Source organism: Pseudogulbenkiania sp. MAI-1, assembly GCF_000527175.1.
In the GTDB taxonomy this organism is placed as follows: domain Bacteria; phylum Pseudomonadota; class Gammaproteobacteria; order Burkholderiales; family Chromobacteriaceae; genus Pseudogulbenkiania.
In genome coordinates this window covers 4289393-4305961 of the sequence record NZ_AZUR01000001.1, presented here as the reverse complement: position 1 = coordinate 4305961, position 16569 = coordinate 4289393, and the positions used below count along the sequence as shown (strand labels likewise).

Below are 16569 nucleotides of genomic sequence, written 5' to 3'. Positions count from 1 at the left end.
TGTAACAATTGAAACACATAGTGCCGCGCTTTCTGCTAAGAACCTAGGCACGAGCTTTTCAGCACCGCCCTAACCATCATCCGCGCTGCGGACACAAAAAACCGCTTCGTTAGAAAACGGTATACAAAGAGCGAGAACCGTTCCGAAAGAGAACGCGCCAGAAAAAGGAGGAGCCCCCGCATGGACGATAAACACCGCATCCTGATCGTCGACGACGAGGCCGAGGTGCGCGACTGGCTCGCCGCGCTGCTGGAGGACGGCGGCTTCGCCAGCTGTTGCGCCGGCGACGGCGCCGCCATGCGCCGCGCGCTGGCCGAGCACCCCTTCGCGCTGGTGATCCTCGACCTCAAGCTCAAGGGCGAGGACGGCCTCACGCTGGCGCGCGAGCTGCGCCGCCAATCCGCCGTGCCGATCATCATGATGAGCGGCAAGGGCGACGAGACCGACCGCGTGCTGGGACTGGAACTGGCCGCCGATGACTACCTGACCAAGCCCTTCTCCGGGCGCGAACTCCTGGCGCGCGTGCGCGCCGCGCTGCGCCGCACCACCGAGCTGTCGATCCCGCTGCAGCGCCACCCGGGCGAGGCGCACGAGTGCTACGCCTTCAACGGCTGGGTGCTCGACATGACGGCGCGCGAACTGCACCAGCCGGACGGCACGCCGTGTCCGCTGACGCAGGGCGAGTTCACGCTCTTGGCCACCCTGGTCAAACATCCGCAGCGGGTATGGAGCCGCGAGCAGCTGCTGGAGCAGACGCGCGGCCTCGACACCGAGGTGTACGACCGCACCATCGACGTGCTGATCCTGCGCCTGCGGCGCAAGATCGAGCCGAACCCGCGCCACCCCGAACTGATCTGCACCGAGCGCGGCCTGGGCTACCAGTTCCGCGCCACGGTCAGCCGCCATTGAGGTCCGCCGTGCCGCCTCCCTCCCCCCTGTTGTGCTCCGCCTGGTCGCAGCCAATCCGCACCCGGCTGCAGGCGGCGTTCGTCGTGCTGTTCGTGCTGATGCTGGCGGTGACGCTGGTCGGCGTCAGCGGCATGCGCACCACGCTCGACACCCTGACCGGCTTTCGCGAAGAGGTGATGCCGGAGCTGGCGCGCGTGCTGGAGCTGGCGGAAAAGGTGTCGCAGGTGGCCGCCATCGCCCCCAACCTGGCGGACAGCTACGCCCCGGACACGCTGCCCGCCGACGTGCAGCGGCTGCAGGTGCTGATGCGCGACATCCGCCGCCTGTCGCTGGCGCTGCCACCGCAGGCCGACCGCCAGCTGGCGGTCAGCAGCATGCTGGAGGGCGCCGAGCACGACCTCGAGCAACTGCTGTTGCTGTCCGGCGACAAGCGCCGCCACCAGCAGATTCTCGACGCCTACCACAAGCGTCTCGACGGGCTGGGGCAACGACTGGTGAGCGCCGGCACGGTACGGCAGGCGCCCACCCTGCTGCCGCTGTGGCACACTCTGCTGGCGGTACCGCTGGCGCGCGACCGCGCCGCGCTGGGCGCGCTGGAAGCCGACGCCGAGGCGCTGCTCGCGGCGATGCAGCGGCGCGGCGAAACGCGCCAGCTGCCGCCCTGGCTCGCCACCGAGCTGGAGGTGATCTGCAACGCGCCGCAGAACCTGTTCGAGCAACGCCGCCAGGTGATCGAAACCGGCGAGCGCATGGCGCTCTTGCTGCAGCTCTACCGCAGCAACGCCGAACACCTCAGCCGGCGCACCGCCGGCTACGTGCAGGAGCTGCGCACCCTGGCCGATGAACGCAGCCGCGGCGTGCAAACGTCGATCCGCTCCGGCATCAGCGGCCTGACCGTGCTGGCCGCGGTCGGCGTGCTGGTGGCGCTGCTGGCGGCGGGCTACGTGCGGCGCGTGGCGCAGCAGCTGCAGTCGATCTCGCGCGTGATGAGCCGGCTCGCCGCCGGCGACACCGCCCAGGCCACGCCGGCCACCGAGCGCGCCGACGAGATCGGCGAGCTGGCGCGCGCGTTCCAGGTGTTCCGCGACAACCTGCTGGAAAAGCAGCGCCTGGCACAGGGGCTGGAAGCGCAGCGCCGCCTGCTGCAGACGGTGTTTGCCAACATGAACGACGGCCTGTCGGTGTACGACGCCGACGGCGCGTTGGTGGTGTGGAACCCGCAGTTTCCGGCCTTGCTCGGCATCGCGCCGGAACGGCTCAGCGCCGGCCTGCCCTACCCCGCGCTACGCGCCGCCATGCCGGCGGGCACGCGTTGGCAGGCGGTGACCGCCGACACCGCCACCCACACCGCCGACGGCCGCGAGCGCATCGCCAGCGCCGCCGAACTGCACCTGCCCGACGGCCGTGTGCTGGAATTCCGCAGCCGCGCCATGCCGGAGGGCGGCTGGGTGGCGGTGTGCCGCGACGTCTCGGCCCGGCGCGCCGCCGAGGCGCAGCTGCAGCAGATGCAGAAGATGGAAGTGCTGGGCCAGCTCACCGGCGGCGTGGCGCACGACTTCAACAACTTCCTGGTGGCCATCCTCGGCAACCTGGAACTGCTCGAGCAGCGCGCCGACCTGCCCGACGACGCGCGACGACGCCTGGAGCGCGCCCACGTGGCGGCCAACAAGGCGGCGGCGCTGACGCGCCGGCTCTTGGCCTTCGCGCGGCGCCAGCCGCTGACGCCGGAAATCGTCGACCTCGACGACATGCTGCAGGAGATGCTCGACCTGATCGAATACAGCGTCGGCGACGGCATCGCCGTCACGGTGGACGCCGAGGCCGGGCTCGTCGTCTGCGTCGACCGCGGCCAGCTCGAGAACGCCGTGCTCAACCTGGCGCTCAACGCGGCGCAGGCGATGCCGGACGGCGGCCGGCTCGACATCGTCGCGCGGCACGTCGACGGCGCCACGCCACTGGAGGGCCCGGCGCTCTGCCTCGAGGTGCGCGATACCGGGCGCGGCATCCCGCCCGAAGTGCTGCCGCGCGTGCTGGAGCCGTTCTTCACCACCAAGGAACAGGGCAAGGGCAGCGGGCTCGGGCTGTCCATCGTGTACGGCTTCCTGCGCCAGAGCGGCGGCGACGTCAGCATCGACAGCACACCGGGCCGGGGCACCACGATCTCGCTGTGGCTGCCGCCGGCGGCGCCGCACTGCACGCTCGAACATGGCCAGGCCGCCCTGCCCGCCGTTCTGCCGGCGCACCGCGTGCTGCTGGTGGACGACGACGCCGACGTGCGCGACACCGCCGTGGCGCTGCTGCAACAGCTGGGCGCCACGGTGCACGCCGTGGCCGGCGAGGCGGCGGCGCTGGCCTGGCTCGCCGAGGGCGGCGAGGCCGAGCTGGTGCTGTCGGACGTGATGCTGGGCGACGGCGGGGACGGCGTGCGGCTCTACCGCCGCCTGCAGCAGGAGCGGCCCGGCCTGGCGGTGGTGCTGACCTCCGGCCTGCCGCCGGAATACCACGCCCGGCGCAGCGATTGGCCGGCCGGCGCGCCCTTCCTGGCCAAGCCCTACACGCTGCCGGAGCTGGCGCGGCTGCTGGGCGGGAATGGCTGACATGCCCCCGCGCCGGCCATTGTTGCAATTGTTAACCGCTGACTGTTTTTGATGAAATTTGCCATTAACGCCGCCGCGTTTAGATGGGTACAGGGCATCGTGACGCCGTCGCCACCACACACCGGCAGGGCATGCGATGCCAATCACCACAACGAGGAGAGACCCGTCATGAAGATCGCGTTGATGAGCACCGCCGTGGTACTGGCGCTGGCCGGCACGGCCCAGGCCGCCACCCTGAAGATTTCCTGCGGCGCCGTGGGCCAGGAGCTGGAGCTGTGCAAGCAGTCGGTAGCCGAATGGTCGAAGAAGACCGGCAACGAAGTCCAGGTCGTGGCCACCCCGAATGATTCCAACGAGCGGCTGGCGCTGTACCAGCAGATCCTCGGCAGCGGGTCGGACAAGATCGACGTGCTGCAGATCGACGTGGTGTGGCCGGGCATCCTCGCCAGCCACCTGGCCGATCTCAAGCCGCTCGCCAGCGGCGCCGAGAAGGCCCACTTCGCCAGCATCGTCAGCAACAACACCGTCGGCGGCCGCCTGGTGGCGATGCCGTGGTTCACCGACGCCGGCCTGCTGTACTACCGCAAAGACCTGCTGGCCAAGTACAAGCTGGCACCGCCGAAGACCTGGGAAGAACTGACCGCCGCCGCCAAGAAGGTGCAGGACGGCGAGCGCGCCGCCGGCAACGACAAGATGTGGGGCTACGTGTGGCAAGGCCGCGCCTACGAGGGGCTGTCCTGCGACGCGCTGGAGTGGATCGCCAGCTATCAGGGCGGCAGCGTGATCGACGCCTCCGGCAAGCCCTCGATCAACAACGCCGGCGCCGTCAAGGCGCTGGAAACCGCCGCCGGCTGGGTCGGCAGCATCACCCCGAAAGCGGTGCTGAACTACGGCGAGGAAGAAGCGCGCGGCGTGTTCCAGGCCGGCAATGCGGTGTTCATGCGCAACTGGCCGTACGCCTGGGCCCTCAGCCAGAAGGCCGACAGCGCGGTGAAGGACAAGGTCGGCGTGATGGCGCTGCCCAAAGGCGGCGCCAATGGCCGCAACGCCGCCACGCTGGGCGGCTGGCAGCTCGCCGTCTCCAAGTATTCGAAGAACCAGAAGCTCGCCGCCGAGCTGGTACTCTACCTGACCAGCAGCGAGGTGCAGAAACAGCGCGCCATCCAGGGCGCCTACAACCCCACCATCGACGCCCTGTACCGCGACAAGGACGTGCTGCAGGCCAACCCGTTCATGGGCAACCTGTACACCACCTTCACCAGCGCGATCGCCCGGCCGTCCTCGGTCAGCGGCAACCGCTACAACCAGGTCAGCAACCAGTTCTGGAACGCCACCCATGACGTGCTGTCCGGCAAGACCGACGCCAAGTCGGCACTGGCCCGGCTGGACGCGTCGCTGAAGCGGCTGGCGCCAGCAGGCTTCGTCGCCGCCAAGTAATTCTCCTCCTTGCCCGCGTACAACGCCCCTCTTCATGAGGGGGGCGCGGGCCCTTTCTTACCCTCGGAGTGTCTCCCATGACGAGTCAAACCCTGACCTCGGCGGCGCCCGCGCGTCCGTCGGCCGCCGAGTCCTCGCTGCAGCGTTCGCGCCAGCGCATGGCCTGGCTGTTGGTGGCGCCGTCGCTGGTGGTGCTGCTGGCCATCGCCGGCCTGCCGCTGGCGCGCACGCTGTGGCTGAGCCTGACCGACGCCCAGCTATCCGACCTGTCGGCGCGCCAGTTCGTCGGCCTCGCCAACTACCTCGGCGACACCGGCGTGCTGGCCGACCCGGAATGGTGGGGCGCCGTAAAGAACACGCTGTGGTTCTCCGTGCTGTCGGTGTCGCTGGAAACCGTGCTCGGGCTCGCCGTGGCGCTGATGCTCAACCACCCGTCGCGCCTCAAGACCCTGCTGCGCGCCGCGGTGCTGGTACCGTGGGCGATTCCCACCGTGGTGTCGGCCAAGATGTGGACCTGGATGCTGCACGACCAGTTCGGCGTGATCAACGCCATGCTGCTGTCGCTGGGGCTGATCGATGCGCCGCTGGCCTGGACCGCCGACCCCGACCTCGCCTTCACCACCATCGTGCTGGTCGACGTGTGGAAGACCACGCCGTTCATGGCCTTGCTGATCCTGGCCGCGCTGCAGATGGTGCCGTCCGACTGCTACGAGGCGGCGCGCGTCGACGGCGTGCCGAAGTGGTCGCAGTTCCTCCACATCACGCTGCCGCTGATCACCCCGGCGGTGCTGGTGGCGATGATCTTCCGCACCCTCGACGCGCTGCGCGTGTTCGACCTGATCTACGTGATGACCTCCAACAGCCGCACCACCAAGAGCATGTCGGTGTACGTACGCGAGCAGCTGATCGACTTCCAGCTCGCCGGCTACGGCTCGGCCGCCGCCACGCTGCTGTTCCTGATCATCGCGCTGATCACCGTGAGCTACATGGCGCTGGCGCGCCGCCGCATGGAAGGACATTGAGATGAAACGCATCGAATTCACCGACGTGCTGTACTGGCTGGCCGTGCCGCCGGTGCTGGGCTTCGCGCTGTTCCCGTTCGCCTACGCCATCGCCAGCTCGTTCAAACAGGGCAATGCGCTGTTCTCCAGCGACTTCTGGCCCAAGACCTGGTCGCTCGCCAACTACGCCAGCGTGTTCGCCGAGCAGCCGTTCGGCCAGAACCTGCTCAACTCGGTGCTGGTGGCGGGCGGCGTGGTGGCGCTGTCGCTGACCGTCTCGCTGCTGGCCGCCTACGCGCTGGGCCGCGTCAGCTTCCGCGGCCGCGGCGTGCTGATGATGACCATCCTCGGCGTGTCGATGTTTCCGCAGGTGGCCATCCTGTCCGGCCTGTTCGAGCTGATCTCGGCGCTCGGCCTGTACGACAGCCTGTGGGCGCTGGTGCTCTCCGACCTGATCTTCACGCTGCCGTTCACGGTGTGGGTGCTGGTGACCTTCATGCGCGAGCTGCCCAAGGAACTGGAAGAAGCGGCGCTGATGGACGGCGCCGGGGTGCTGACGGTGATCTTCCGCATCTTCCTGCCGCTGCTGTGGCCAGCGGTGGCCGCCACCTCGCTGCTGGCCTTCATCGCGGCGTGGAACGAGTTCCTGTTCGCGCTCACCTTCACGCTGTCCGGCGAGCAGCGCACCGTGCCGGTGGCCATCGCGCTGATCTCCGGCGCCAGCAGTTACGAATTGCCGTGGGGCAACATCATGGCGGCGTCGGTGATCGTCACCCTGCCGCTGATCGCCCTGGTGCTGGTTTTCCAGCGCCACATCGTGTCCGGGCTCACTGCCGGGGCCGTCAAAGGTTGATGAGGAGACAAACAATGCATCCGAACGCACACAACGAACAATGGTGGCGCGGCGCGGTGATCTACCAGATCTACCCGCGCAGCTTCCAAGACAGCAACGGCGACGGCATCGGCGACCTGCCGGGCATCACCCGCCGCCTGCCGCACGTCGCGGCGCTGGGCGCCGAGGCGATCTGGATCTCGCCGTTCTTCACCTCGCCGATGGCCGACTTCGGCTACGACGTGTCCGACTACTGCGACGTCGACCCGATGTTCGGCACCCTGGCCGACTTCGACGCCCTGATCGCCCGCGCCCACGAACTGGGCCTCAAGGTGCTGATCGACCTGGTGCTGAGCCACACCTCGGACCAGCACCCGTGGTTCAAGGAAAGCCGCATGAGCCGCGACAACGCGCGCGCCGACTGGTACGTCTGGGCCGACGCCAAGGCCGACGGCACCCCGCCCAGCAACTGGCTGAGCCTGTTCGGCGGCAGCGCCTGGCAGTGGGACGCGCGGCGCCAGCAGTACTACCTGCACAACTTCCTGACCAGCCAGCCCGACCTCAACTTCCACTGTCCGGCGGTGCAGGATGCGCTGCTGGACGTGGCGCGCTTCTGGCTGGAGCGCGGCGTCGACGGCTTCCGCCTCGACACCGTCAACTTCTACACCCACGACGCGCAACTGCGCGACAACCCGCCGCAGCCGGCCGGCGAGTTCGCTGCCGGCGTGCCGCGCACCAACCCTTACGCCTTCCAGCGCCACCTGTACGACAAGACGCGCCCGGAAAACCTGCTGTTCATCAACCGGCTGCGCGTGCTGTGCGACCAGTTCGACGAGCGCGTCACCATCGGCGAGATCGGCGACGACCGCCAGTACCAGACCCTGCGCGACTACACCCGCGGCGACGACCGCCTGCACATGGCCTACGTGTTCACGATGCTGACCGAGCAGTGCTCGCCGCGCTATCTGCACAACGTGCTCGACGAATACCTGCGCGAAGCCGGCGACGCCTACGTGTGCTGGTCTCTCTCCAACCACGACGTGGTGCGCGTGGCGAGCCGCTGGGCGGAACTGGGCGGCAGCCCGGCCGAGCGCGCCCGCGCCTTCGCCGCGCTGTTGCTGTCGCTGCCCGGCGCGGTCTGCCTGTATCAGGGCGAGGAGCTGGGCCTGCCGGAAGCCGACGTGCCCTACGAACTGCTGCAAGACCCGTACGGCAAGGTGCTGTGGCCGGAGTACAAGGGCCGCGACGGCTGCCGCACGCCGATGCCGTGGCACGACGAGGCCGACGGCGGCTTCGGCAGCGCCACGCCGTGGCTGCCGGTATCCGCCGAGCAGCTGCCGCTGGCGGTCAACCGCCAGCAGGACAACGTCGACAGCACGCTGGCGTTCTGGCGCCGCTTCATCGCGTGGCGCGCCGGCCAGCCTGCGCTGCGCTACGGCCGCCTGGAACTCGCCGAGGCCGACGACCGCCTGCTGAGCTTCACGCGCCAGCATAACGGCAACGCCGTGCAGTGCGTATTCAACCTGTCCGCCGAACCCGCCACGCTGGCCTTGCCGCACGGCGCCGAGCGGCTCTCCGGCAGCGGCTTCGATGCCGAGCTCGCGGGCACGGTGCTGACCTTGCCGGCGATGTCCGCCGCCTTTCTTCGCCTCGCCACGGGAGAACAGTGATGTGCCAGATCCGTCTTGAAAACGTCCAGAAGCGCTTCGGCGACAACCCCATCCTGGCCGACATCCAGCTGACCGTGGAAGCCGGCGAGTTCTGCGTCTTCATCGGCCCGTCCGGCTGCGGCAAGTCCACCCTGCTGCGCCTGATCGCCGGCCTCGAAGACGCCAGCGCCGGCGACATCCACATTGACGGCGTGCGCGTCAACGACCTGGCGCCGGCCAAGCGCGACGTCGCCATGGTGTTCCAGAGCTACGCGCTGTACCCGCACATGACGGTGTACGACAACATGGCCTTCGGCCTGCGCCACCTCAAGCTCGGCCACGACGAGATCGACCGGCGCGTGCGCGCCGCCGCCGAGTCACTGCACCTGGCGGCGCTGCTCGACCGCAAGCCGGGCGCCCTGTCCGGCGGGCAGCGCCAGCGCGTGGCGATCGGCCGCGCCATCGTGCGCCAGCCCAAGGTGTTCCTGTTCGACGAGCCGCTGTCCAACCTCGACGCCGCGCTGCGCGTCAAGACCCGCGTCGAGATCGCCCGCCTGCACCGCGCACTGGGCAACGCCAGCATGATCTACGTCACGCACGATCAGGTGGAAGCGATGACGCTGGCCGACAAGATCGTGCTGCTCAAGCCGCTCGCCGGGCAGGAAGGCGTGCCCAGCATCGCCCAGGTCGGCCATCCGCTCGAGCTCTACCATCACCCGCGCAACCGCTTCGTTGCCGGCTTCATCGGCTCGCCGTCGATGAACTTCATCGACGCAGCGCTGCTCGACGCCCGCGCCGACGGCCTCATCTGCAGCGCCGGCGGCCTCACCCTGCCCGCCGCCGCCGACGCCACCGGCCTGGCACCCGCCAGCTCCGTGACGCTGGGCATCCGCCCCGAGCACATCGCCGTCGGCAGCGGCCCGCTCAAGGGCCGCGTCAGCCACCTCGAACACCTGGGCGAGCACAGCTACGCCTACCTGGAAACCCCGCTCAGCGCGACCCCGCTGGTCGCCAAGCTGAGCGAGCAGCAGGCGGCGATCGGCGACGAGCTGCCGTTCGCGCTGCCGGCCTCGCGCCTGCACGTGTTCGACGGCGCCGGCGACGCGCTGCCGCGGCTGAACCGGCAAAACACCGCACCGGAGCTCGTGGCCACCCACTGAATCACCCACAAGTAAAAAACCGGCGGCATGCCCCCTGTCCGGGGGCGCCGACCGCCGTTCATCACCAAGCAGAGAGGGAATGGAGAAATGAAACTGAACTACCTGATCGTGGCCCTGGCCGGCCTGTCCGCCGTCGCGCACGCCGACGTCAAGATCATCGGCAAGATGGAAGGCGGCCTGCAATACAAGCGCAGCACCGACGGCACCCATGTGAACGGCGTCAAGGACTTCGGCTCGGAAATCGACTTCGTCGGCAGCGAGGACCTGGGCGACGGGCTGAAGGCCATCTGGCAGATGAACAACAACGTGCACCTGGACGGCGCCCAGTCTGGCGACACCTTCGCCTCCGGCGACACCTTCGTCGGTCTGTCCGGCTCGTTCGGCGCGGTCAAGCTCGGCCACGGCATCAACGCCTACGGCGACAACTACTACGGCGCCAACTTCTTCGACGTCGGCGACCACGGCGCGGACCGCGGCGTCGGCGGCGTGCTCGGCCTGGGCGATGCCGGCGGCCAGAAGGGGGCGATCAAGTACGAAACGCCGAAGTTCGGCCACTTCAACGCCTCGGTGAGCTGGGCGGCCGGCGAGAAGGAAGGCAGCTCGGACAAGGCCGGCAACGCCTGGGCGCTCGGCGCCAACTACGAAGGCGCCAACTTCGGCCTGCACGCCGGCTACACCCGCCAGGACCTGGTCAACGGCACGGCCGGCGCCTACACCGCCGCCGGCAGCGCCACCGACTGGGTACTGGCCGGCAAGCTGACCCCGTTCCAGGGGCTGACCGTGGGCGCCGAATACAACCACGCCAAGCTGTCGACCAGCGCCACGCTGCTGGGCAGCTCGTTCGTGGTGCCCGACGACCCAGCGGCCATGAAGAGCCTGACGCTGCGCGCCGAGTACAAGCCGGACCGCTTCGCGCTGCGCGCCTCGGTCACCCGCACCAACAACTACAAGTACGACAGCGACAAGCGCCGTACCGAGTACGTGCTGGGCACCAGCTACAACCTGTCCAAGCGCACCGCGCTGCTCGCCGAGTACCTGCACAGCAAGGTGAACAGCGATGCCCACGCCAGCAGCGAACTGGTGGTCGGCCTGCACACCGAGTTCTGAGCGCGCGGCAGGGCTCCCGCGTCCCCCTTCCGGCCGCCTCGTGCGGCCTTTTTTTCGTCCTCACCTTCCGCTCGTCCCGCCAGCGCGCGCACCGGGCCACGCGGCGGGCACGGCCGCAATCCGTCCCTGACTTGGGGGCAAATCGGGTCAATAATGAAAATGGCTCTCAGGGCATCGTGGCGGCGTCGCGCCGCCATCCCTCCCGGACGTGAAGGTTCAACCGGTGTCCCGGGACCGTCACAACAACACAAGAAAGGAGTGTCCCACCATGATCAGGCATTTACCCACCGCCCTCGTCGCCGCCGTCCTGCTCGCGGCACCGGCTTTCGCCGGCAGTCCGACCCAGCAGCAGCAAGACCAGGGCAAGCCCTCCACCAGCCTGCAGCAGGCGACCGAAGAGTACATCTCGACCAAGCTGGATTGCGACAACATGAGCCAGTATCGCAAGGACGTGTGCCTGCGCGATGCCGAGGAAAAATACCAGCAAGCCAAGAAAGCCGCCGGCTAAGTGCCGCGTGAACGCGACGAGCGCCGCGAAGAAGCGCAGGCGCCATCCCGCAATGAGATAGCAGCCCGCCCCACCCGCGCGGCGCCCGGCCGCAACCCAATTCCCCCTCCCGACGACAGTCCTGATGCGCCGGGCTCAGGTTAGTGCGCGCCGGCAAGAAGCCGACTGCTCCAGCGGCATGTTCAAGCCGGTCAGGCGCGTCAGCGTCGGCGCCAGCACTTTCATGATCTGTACCGGCAAGCCGCTGGTGAAGCCGTAGCTGGCGGCTTCCGGCCCGGACACGTAGGCGGTCAGCGTGCCGAAGTAGCGGTCGCCGATGAAGAACACGAAGGTGCCCGAGCGGCTGACCACGCGCGACGACAGCAGCACCCCGCCCCGGCCGAAGGTATCGAAGCGGTGATCGCCGGTGCCGGTCTTGCCTCCCACCGGCAGCGGGCTGCCGTCCTCGGCGGTGAAGGCCCCCTTGAGGCGGACGGCGGTGCCCTGCTCGACCACCTCGGTCAGCGCCGCGCGTGCGACCTGCGCCACTTCCGCCGGCAGCAGGCGTTCTCCCTTGCCCGCCTCACGCGCCAGCGCCACCTCGTACGGCGTGTCGGCGGCGAAGTGCAGCCGGTCGATCAGCACGCTGGGCTGGCGCACGCCGTCGTTCACCAGGATGCCCATCAGCTCGGCCAGCGCCGCCGGACGGTCGGCCGAGGCGCCCAGCGTGGTGGCGTAGGACGACACCAGCGAATCGAACGGGTAGCCCAGCCGTTTCCAGCTCTTGTGGATCTCGCGGAAGGCATCCTCCTCCAGCAACTGGCGGATACGCCTATCCTGCCCGACCTTGTTGCGCGACTTGAACAGCCAGCCGTACACCTCCTGCCGCTGCTCGCGGCTGGCGGCGAGCGCCTGCGACAGCGTGGCCTTGGGCTCGCGCGCCAGGTAGCCCAGCAGCCACAGCTCCAGCGGGTGCACGCGGGCCAGGTAGCCGCGGTCGTTGAGGTTGAAGCGCTCCACGTCGTAGTTGGCGTACAGCTTGTTGAAGTCCTTTTCATCCAGCGTCGAGTGGGGCAGATGGCTGGTCAGGAAGCGGCGGAACGCCTCTATCCCGGCGTCGGGGTGTAGCGAGCGGAAGATCACCGCCAGCCGCACCGGCGTCGGGCGGATACCCTGCACCAGCAGCTCTTCGGCCTCGGCCAGGCTCTTGCCGCGGTACTTCTGGTAGAAGCCCTGCAGGTACAGCCGCCCCTCGCGGTCGGCGAAGCGCTGCAGGTAGGCGGCGCGGCGCGGATCGTTGGGGTCGGAGAGCAGCATCACGCTGGAACCCGGCACCTGGTACATGTAGTGGCGCACCACGTCGCGCATCAGGCGGATGAACACCAGGTTGACCGAGTTGCGCAGCCCCTCGCGCACGGTGAGGATGCGGTGGTTGTCGAGCGGGTTGAAGTTCTCGAAGGTATGGATGCCGCCGCCGGTGAAGAACGCCTCTCCCGGGCTGGCCGAATACTTGCGCTCCAGGGCGGCCTCGAGCATCGGCTTCAGGCTGCGGTCCTGGGCCGTCTTGAGGTAGTCGATCGCCCAGCGGGTGATGAAGTCGAGCTCCGCCACTTCGACCTTTTTCAGCTCCTCCGGGCTCAGTTGGCCATAGCGCTGGTGCAGGTTGGCGACGATCTCCAGATAGGTCACCAGGGTGCGCAGCTTGGCGGTCGACCCAAGGTCGAGCTTGGTGCCGCGGTTGATGTCGAAAGGCTGGTCGTAGTTGTCGGTCTGCACCCGCACCAGGTTGACCCCCGGCGTGCGTTCGAACAGCGTGAAGCTGTAGATGACCTTGGCCGGATCGCCGGTTTCCAAGAGACGCGGCGCGATCAGCCCGGCGGCACGGGCCTGTTCCGGGTCGCGCAGGCTGCGCAGCGTGGTGCTCGCGGCCTGCTGCAGGTGCTGGTCGAGCGTGCTCCGGGCGGTCAGGTCGAGGTGATCCAGATCGTACAGCCGCGGGGCGCCGAGCATGCCGGCCAGCCGGGTACGGGTGGCGTTGGCGGCCTTGCGCTCGAGGAAGGACACCGCCGGCGCGCTGATCGTCCCTTCCCGCCGCTTGAGCGGCTGGGCCAGCGCCGCGTCGCGCCAGGCCGGCGCGATCACGCCGGCCGAGGCCAGCAGGCGCAGGTAGCTGTTGGTGAGCGCTTCTAGCGGCTGGGTCGAGCCGCTCAGGTAGTACGACGGGCGGCGCTGCGCGATCATCAGGCTCAACGCCTGCTTGAAGGCATAGGCGCGCTCGGCCAGCGGAGCCGTGGTGGTGCCGGCCAGCAGCCGGTTGATGTCGGCCATATCGCGGCCGTACCAGGCCCACAGCCCGTCGCCCAGGCCGTTGACCGCGCCGTAGCCGCTCTTGGCGCTCAGCGGCACGGTATTGACGTAGTTCAGCACGATCTCGCGCCGCCACGCCGTGGTGTCCTCGCCGTTGCGGTAGGCGCGCACCGAAGCCGACGCCATCTGGCGCAGCTTGTCCTGGGCGCTGGCGGTGCGCCCCCCCTCCGAATGGCGGTACTTCTCGATCTGGGTGGCCAGCGTGCTGCCGCCCGAGGTATCGACGCCGGACACGAAGATACTCTGCACCCGCTCGATCACCGCCTTGGACAAGCGCCCCCAGTCCACCGCCGGGTTGTGGGTCGGGTAACGGTTGTCCAGCAACTCGCGGTTCTCGATGAACAGCAGCGATTGCACCAGGATGGGTGGAATGGTCTCGAAGCTGTGGTAGGTGCGTTCCGGGTAGCGCGTCGAGAACAACGCGTCGCCGCTGCAATCGAGCACGGTGAGGCCCGCCTGCATCTTCTCGCGGTAGCTCGGGAACAGCCCCAGATCGACCAGTTCGCGCTGGCGCGGCGACATGCGCGCCTGCTGCTCCACGCCATACCCCTGGCGGCGCAAGCGGTCGAGATAGCCGGGTAGCGCGGTGTAGCCCAGCAGCTGGTCGTAGGGGCCGGTCTGCGGATAGCGCAACGCCTCGGCCGGGGCCGGGCCCGGTTCGAGCTTGAAGGTCAGGTGCTGGTTCAGTTCGCTGAGGTAGCTGGCTTGCCAGCGCGAACTGGCCATTTCATCGGAAACGACGTAGGCGGCGGCCCCGATCAGCACCAGCACCACCAGCACGATGATGATCCAGGGACGGCGGATGAAGGCTTTCACCCCGCGCAGCGCAGGATTCATGCCATCTGACATAAGCTCCCCCTTTCGTGCCTCTGAGTCCTTTTCTTTCATAGTAGGTTACTCCCCGCGCAGATTTCTCCCAATCCAGCCGCCCCTTTCCGCTTCTTTAACTATTCTCCTCTTTGCCCACAAAGGCCACCCTCACGGAGGCCGAAACGGCGGCCGGACACCGGGGAAATGCTATAACTGGGGTGCCAATACAGGGAGAACCCATCGCAACGCCAGGGGTGTCCGCCCCATGACGACGGACACGTCCCCAAGGGGGCGAGGAAAGATCATGGCCAGGAAATACATCGACTGCCGGGAACATCCGGGCACCACCCAATGCACGGTCTCGATCGCGGCTGACGACGACGACGAACTGTTGAACGCCGCGGTACAGCACGCCGTCGCCATGCACGGCTACCAGGACAGCCCGCAGTTGCGCGAGCAATTGCGCCAGATGTTCAAGGAAGAACGGAGTGAGGTGTCGCACTGAGCGGGAGCCAGGATGACGATGAACAACAGCAGGGGCGGCCGCGTGGCCGCCCCTGGTTTTATTTGGGCGCTATCCCCGCCCCCCCTTCGGGCCGGCACAGTCGTAAAAAAGGCCCCTTGCGGGGCCAGACAACGGACCAGACGGTCCAGACAGGATGGAGGATGCCGCGCGCTTACAGCGACGGCAGCAGGCCGTCGATGGCGAAGCGGTTGTACTCCGCGCGCTGGATCAGCGCGGCCGCCTTCTGGATGTCCGGCGCGAAGTAGCGGTCCTTGTCGTAGAACGGCACTTCGGCGCGCAGCATGGCCTTGGCGTCTTCCAGCGCTTCGGCCGCCTTGTTCGGGGCGCGGAAGTCCACGCCCTGGCAGGCGGCCAAGAGTTCCACGGCCAGGATGCCGGCGGTGTTGTCGGCCATGTCGCGCAGGCGGCGGCCGGCGAAGGTGGCCATGGACACGTGGTCTTCCTGGTTGGCCGAGGTCGGCAGGCTGTCTACCGAGGCCGGGTGCGCCAGCGACTTGTTCTCCGACGCCAGCGCCGCGGACGTCACCTGGGCGATCATGAAGCCGGAGTTCACCCCGCCGTTGTTGACGAGGAACGGCGGCAGCTTGGACAGGTTGCTGTCGATCAGCAGCGCCATGCGGCGTTCGGACAGCGAGCCGATTTCGGCAATCGCCAGCGCCAGGTTGTCGGCGGCGAAGGCCACCGGCTCGGCGTGGAAGTTGCCGCCGGAGATGATGTCGTTGTCGTCGGCGAACACCAGCGGGTTGTCGGATACCGCGTTGGCTTCGGTCAGCAGCACCTCGGAGGCCTGGCGGATCTGGGTCAGGCAGGCGCCCATCACCTGCGGCTGGCAGCGCAGCGAGTACGGGTCCTGCACCTTGCCGCAGTTCTCGTGCGAGTGGGCGATGTCGGAGCTGTCACCCAGCAGCGCACGGTATTGACGGGCGGCGTCGATCTGGCCCTGGTGGCCGCGCACCAGGTGGATGCGGTCGTCGAACGGGCGGCGGCTGCCCTGGGCGGCTTCCACCGACATGGCACCGGCCACGGCAGCGGCGACGTACAGGTCTTCGGCAGCGAACAGGCCTTCCAGCGCGAAGGCGGTCGACGCCTGGGTGCCGTTCAGAAGAGCCAGGCCTTCTTTCGGGGCCAGGGTGATCGGTTCGAGACCGGCGGCGTGCATCGCTTCGCGGCCGTGCACGCGCTGGCCGTCGACGAAGGCTTCGCCTTCACCGATCAGCACCGCGCTCATGTGCGACAGCGGGGCCAGGTCGCCGGAGGCGCCGACCGAGCCCTTCTGCGGGATCACCGGGTAGATGCCCTTGTTGAACAGGGCGATCATCGCGTCCAGCACCAGGCGGCGGATGCCGGAGAAGCCGCGCGCCAGCGAGTTGATCTTGAGCGCCATCACCAGGCGCACGGTGCTGTCCTTCATCGGCTCGCCGATGCCGGCGGCGTGCGACAGCACGATGGAGCGTTGCAGCAGTTCCAGTTCGTCCGGGGCGATCTTGGTGTTGGCCAGCAGGCCGAAACCGGTGTTGATACCGTACACGGTGCGGTTTTCCGCCAGCACGCGCGCCACGGTGGCGGCGGAGGCGTCGATGGCGGCATGGGCGGCCGGGTCCAGCTTGAGCTGCACGGAGGCGTCGCGGGCGATCAGGCGCAGTTGGGCCAGAGTCAGCTTGCCCGGGGTGATGGTGATGGTGGTCAT

The 16569-nt window shown here is 68.4% G+C and carries 12 protein-coding genes; 10 read left to right on the top strand and 2 right to left on the bottom strand.

Going from position 1 to position 16569, the window contains the following annotated elements; genetic code table 11:
• The first annotated feature begins 180 nt into the window (after positions 1-180).
• From PSEMAI1_RS0120230 to PSEMAI1_RS0120190, 9 genes are all read left to right on the top strand, one after another.
• The gene (locus PSEMAI1_RS0120230) at positions 181-909 is read left to right on the top strand and encodes a response regulator (RefSeq protein ID WP_024304621.1); all 729 of its coding nucleotides are present in this window, start codon (positions 181-183) and stop codon (positions 907-909) included.
• Positions 910-917: 8 nt separating this feature from the next.
• Positions 918-3506 (top strand): ATP-binding protein, encoded by a 2589-nt coding sequence (locus PSEMAI1_RS0120225; RefSeq protein ID WP_024304620.1) that lies wholly within the window; start codon positions 918-920, stop codon positions 3504-3506.
• Between the two features lie 168 nt (positions 3507-3674).
• Positions 3675-4943 carry an ABC transporter substrate-binding protein gene (locus PSEMAI1_RS0120220; protein ID WP_024304619.1) on the top strand — a complete coding sequence of 423 codons (1269 nt, stop codon included), beginning with the start codon at positions 3675-3677 and terminating at the stop codon, positions 4941-4943.
• Between the two features lie 77 nt (positions 4944-5020).
• Positions 5021-5965, top strand: coding sequence for a carbohydrate ABC transporter permease (locus PSEMAI1_RS0120215; protein ID WP_024304618.1), 945 nt, complete (start codon positions 5021-5023; stop codon positions 5963-5965).
• Between the two features lies 1 nt (position 5966).
• Complete coding sequence (locus tag PSEMAI1_RS0120210) at positions 5967-6797, top strand: carbohydrate ABC transporter permease (RefSeq protein ID WP_024304617.1); 831 nt, start codon at positions 5967-5969, stop codon at positions 6795-6797.
• Between the two features lie 14 nt (positions 6798-6811).
• Positions 6812-8446, top strand: coding sequence for an alpha-glucosidase family protein (locus PSEMAI1_RS0120205; RefSeq protein WP_024304616.1), 1635 nt, complete (start codon positions 6812-6814; stop codon positions 8444-8446).
• The gene (locus tag PSEMAI1_RS0120200; protein WP_024304615.1) at positions 8446-9585 is read left to right on the top strand and encodes an ABC transporter ATP-binding protein; all 1140 of its coding nucleotides are present in this window, start codon (positions 8446-8448) and stop codon (positions 9583-9585) included. Before PSEMAI1_RS0120205 ends, PSEMAI1_RS0120200 begins: the two co-directional genes overlap by 1 nt.
• Positions 9586-9672: 87 nt before the next feature.
• Positions 9673-10692, top strand: coding sequence for a porin (locus PSEMAI1_RS0120195; protein WP_024304614.1), 1020 nt, complete (start codon positions 9673-9675; stop codon positions 10690-10692).
• A 268-nt stretch (positions 10693-10960) separates the two neighbouring features.
• Positions 10961-11200, top strand: coding sequence for a hypothetical protein (locus tag PSEMAI1_RS0120190; RefSeq protein WP_024304613.1), 240 nt, complete (start codon positions 10961-10963; stop codon positions 11198-11200).
• A gap of 135 nt (positions 11201-11335) precedes the next feature.
• Here PSEMAI1_RS0120190 and PSEMAI1_RS0120185 read toward each other — a convergent pair whose 3' ends face one another.
• A complete protein-coding gene (locus tag PSEMAI1_RS0120185; RefSeq protein WP_232219960.1) occupies positions 11336-14395 on the bottom strand; it encodes a transglycosylase domain-containing protein in 3060 nt (1019 codons plus the stop codon).
• 265 nt (positions 14396-14660) lie between these two features.
• On the opposite strand from PSEMAI1_RS0120185, the gene PSEMAI1_RS0120180 reads away from it, so the two are divergent.
• The gene (locus tag PSEMAI1_RS0120180; RefSeq protein ID WP_024304611.1) at positions 14661-14861 is read left to right on the top strand and encodes a DUF1059 domain-containing protein; all 201 of its coding nucleotides are present in this window, start codon (positions 14661-14663) and stop codon (positions 14859-14861) included.
• 172 nt (positions 14862-15033) lie between these two features.
• On the opposite strand, the gene hutH is transcribed toward PSEMAI1_RS0120180, so the two are convergent.
• Entirely contained in the window at positions 15034-16569 is a 1536-nt protein-coding gene (gene hutH / locus PSEMAI1_RS0120175; protein WP_024304610.1) for a histidine ammonia-lyase, read from the bottom strand.

Excerpts from the sequence above, each read along its gene's own strand:
- PSEMAI1_RS0120230 (WP_024304621.1), top strand. The coding sequence starts at position 181 with ATGGACGATAAACACCGCATCCTGATCGTCGACGACGAGGCCGAGGTG.
- PSEMAI1_RS0120220 (WP_024304619.1), top strand. The coding sequence starts at position 3,675 with ATGAAGATCGCGTTGATGAGCACCGCCGTGGTACTGGCGCTGGCCGGC.
- PSEMAI1_RS0120215 (WP_024304618.1), top strand. The coding sequence starts at position 5,021 with ATGACGAGTCAAACCCTGACCTCGGCGGCGCCCGCGCGTCCGTCGGCC.
- PSEMAI1_RS0120210 (WP_024304617.1), top strand. The coding sequence starts at position 5,967 with ATGAAACGCATCGAATTCACCGACGTGCTGTACTGGCTGGCCGTGCCG.
- PSEMAI1_RS0120205 (WP_024304616.1), top strand. The coding sequence starts at position 6,812 with ATGCATCCGAACGCACACAACGAACAATGGTGGCGCGGCGCGGTGATC.
- PSEMAI1_RS0120200 (WP_024304615.1), top strand. The coding sequence starts at position 8,446 with ATGTGCCAGATCCGTCTTGAAAACGTCCAGAAGCGCTTCGGCGACAAC.
- PSEMAI1_RS0120195 (WP_024304614.1), top strand. The coding sequence starts at position 9,673 with ATGAAACTGAACTACCTGATCGTGGCCCTGGCCGGCCTGTCCGCCGTC.
- PSEMAI1_RS0120190 (WP_024304613.1), top strand. The coding sequence starts at position 10,961 with ATGATCAGGCATTTACCCACCGCCCTCGTCGCCGCCGTCCTGCTCGCG.
- PSEMAI1_RS0120185 (WP_232219960.1), bottom strand. The coding sequence starts at position 14,395 with ATGTCAGATGGCATGAATCCTGCGCTGCGCGGGGTGAAAGCCTTCATC.
- PSEMAI1_RS0120180 (WP_024304611.1), top strand. The coding sequence starts at position 14,661 with ATGGCCAGGAAATACATCGACTGCCGGGAACATCCGGGCACCACCCAA.
- hutH (WP_024304610.1), bottom strand. The coding sequence starts at position 16,569 with ATGACCACCATCACCATCACCCCGGGCAAGCTGACTCTGGCCCAACTG.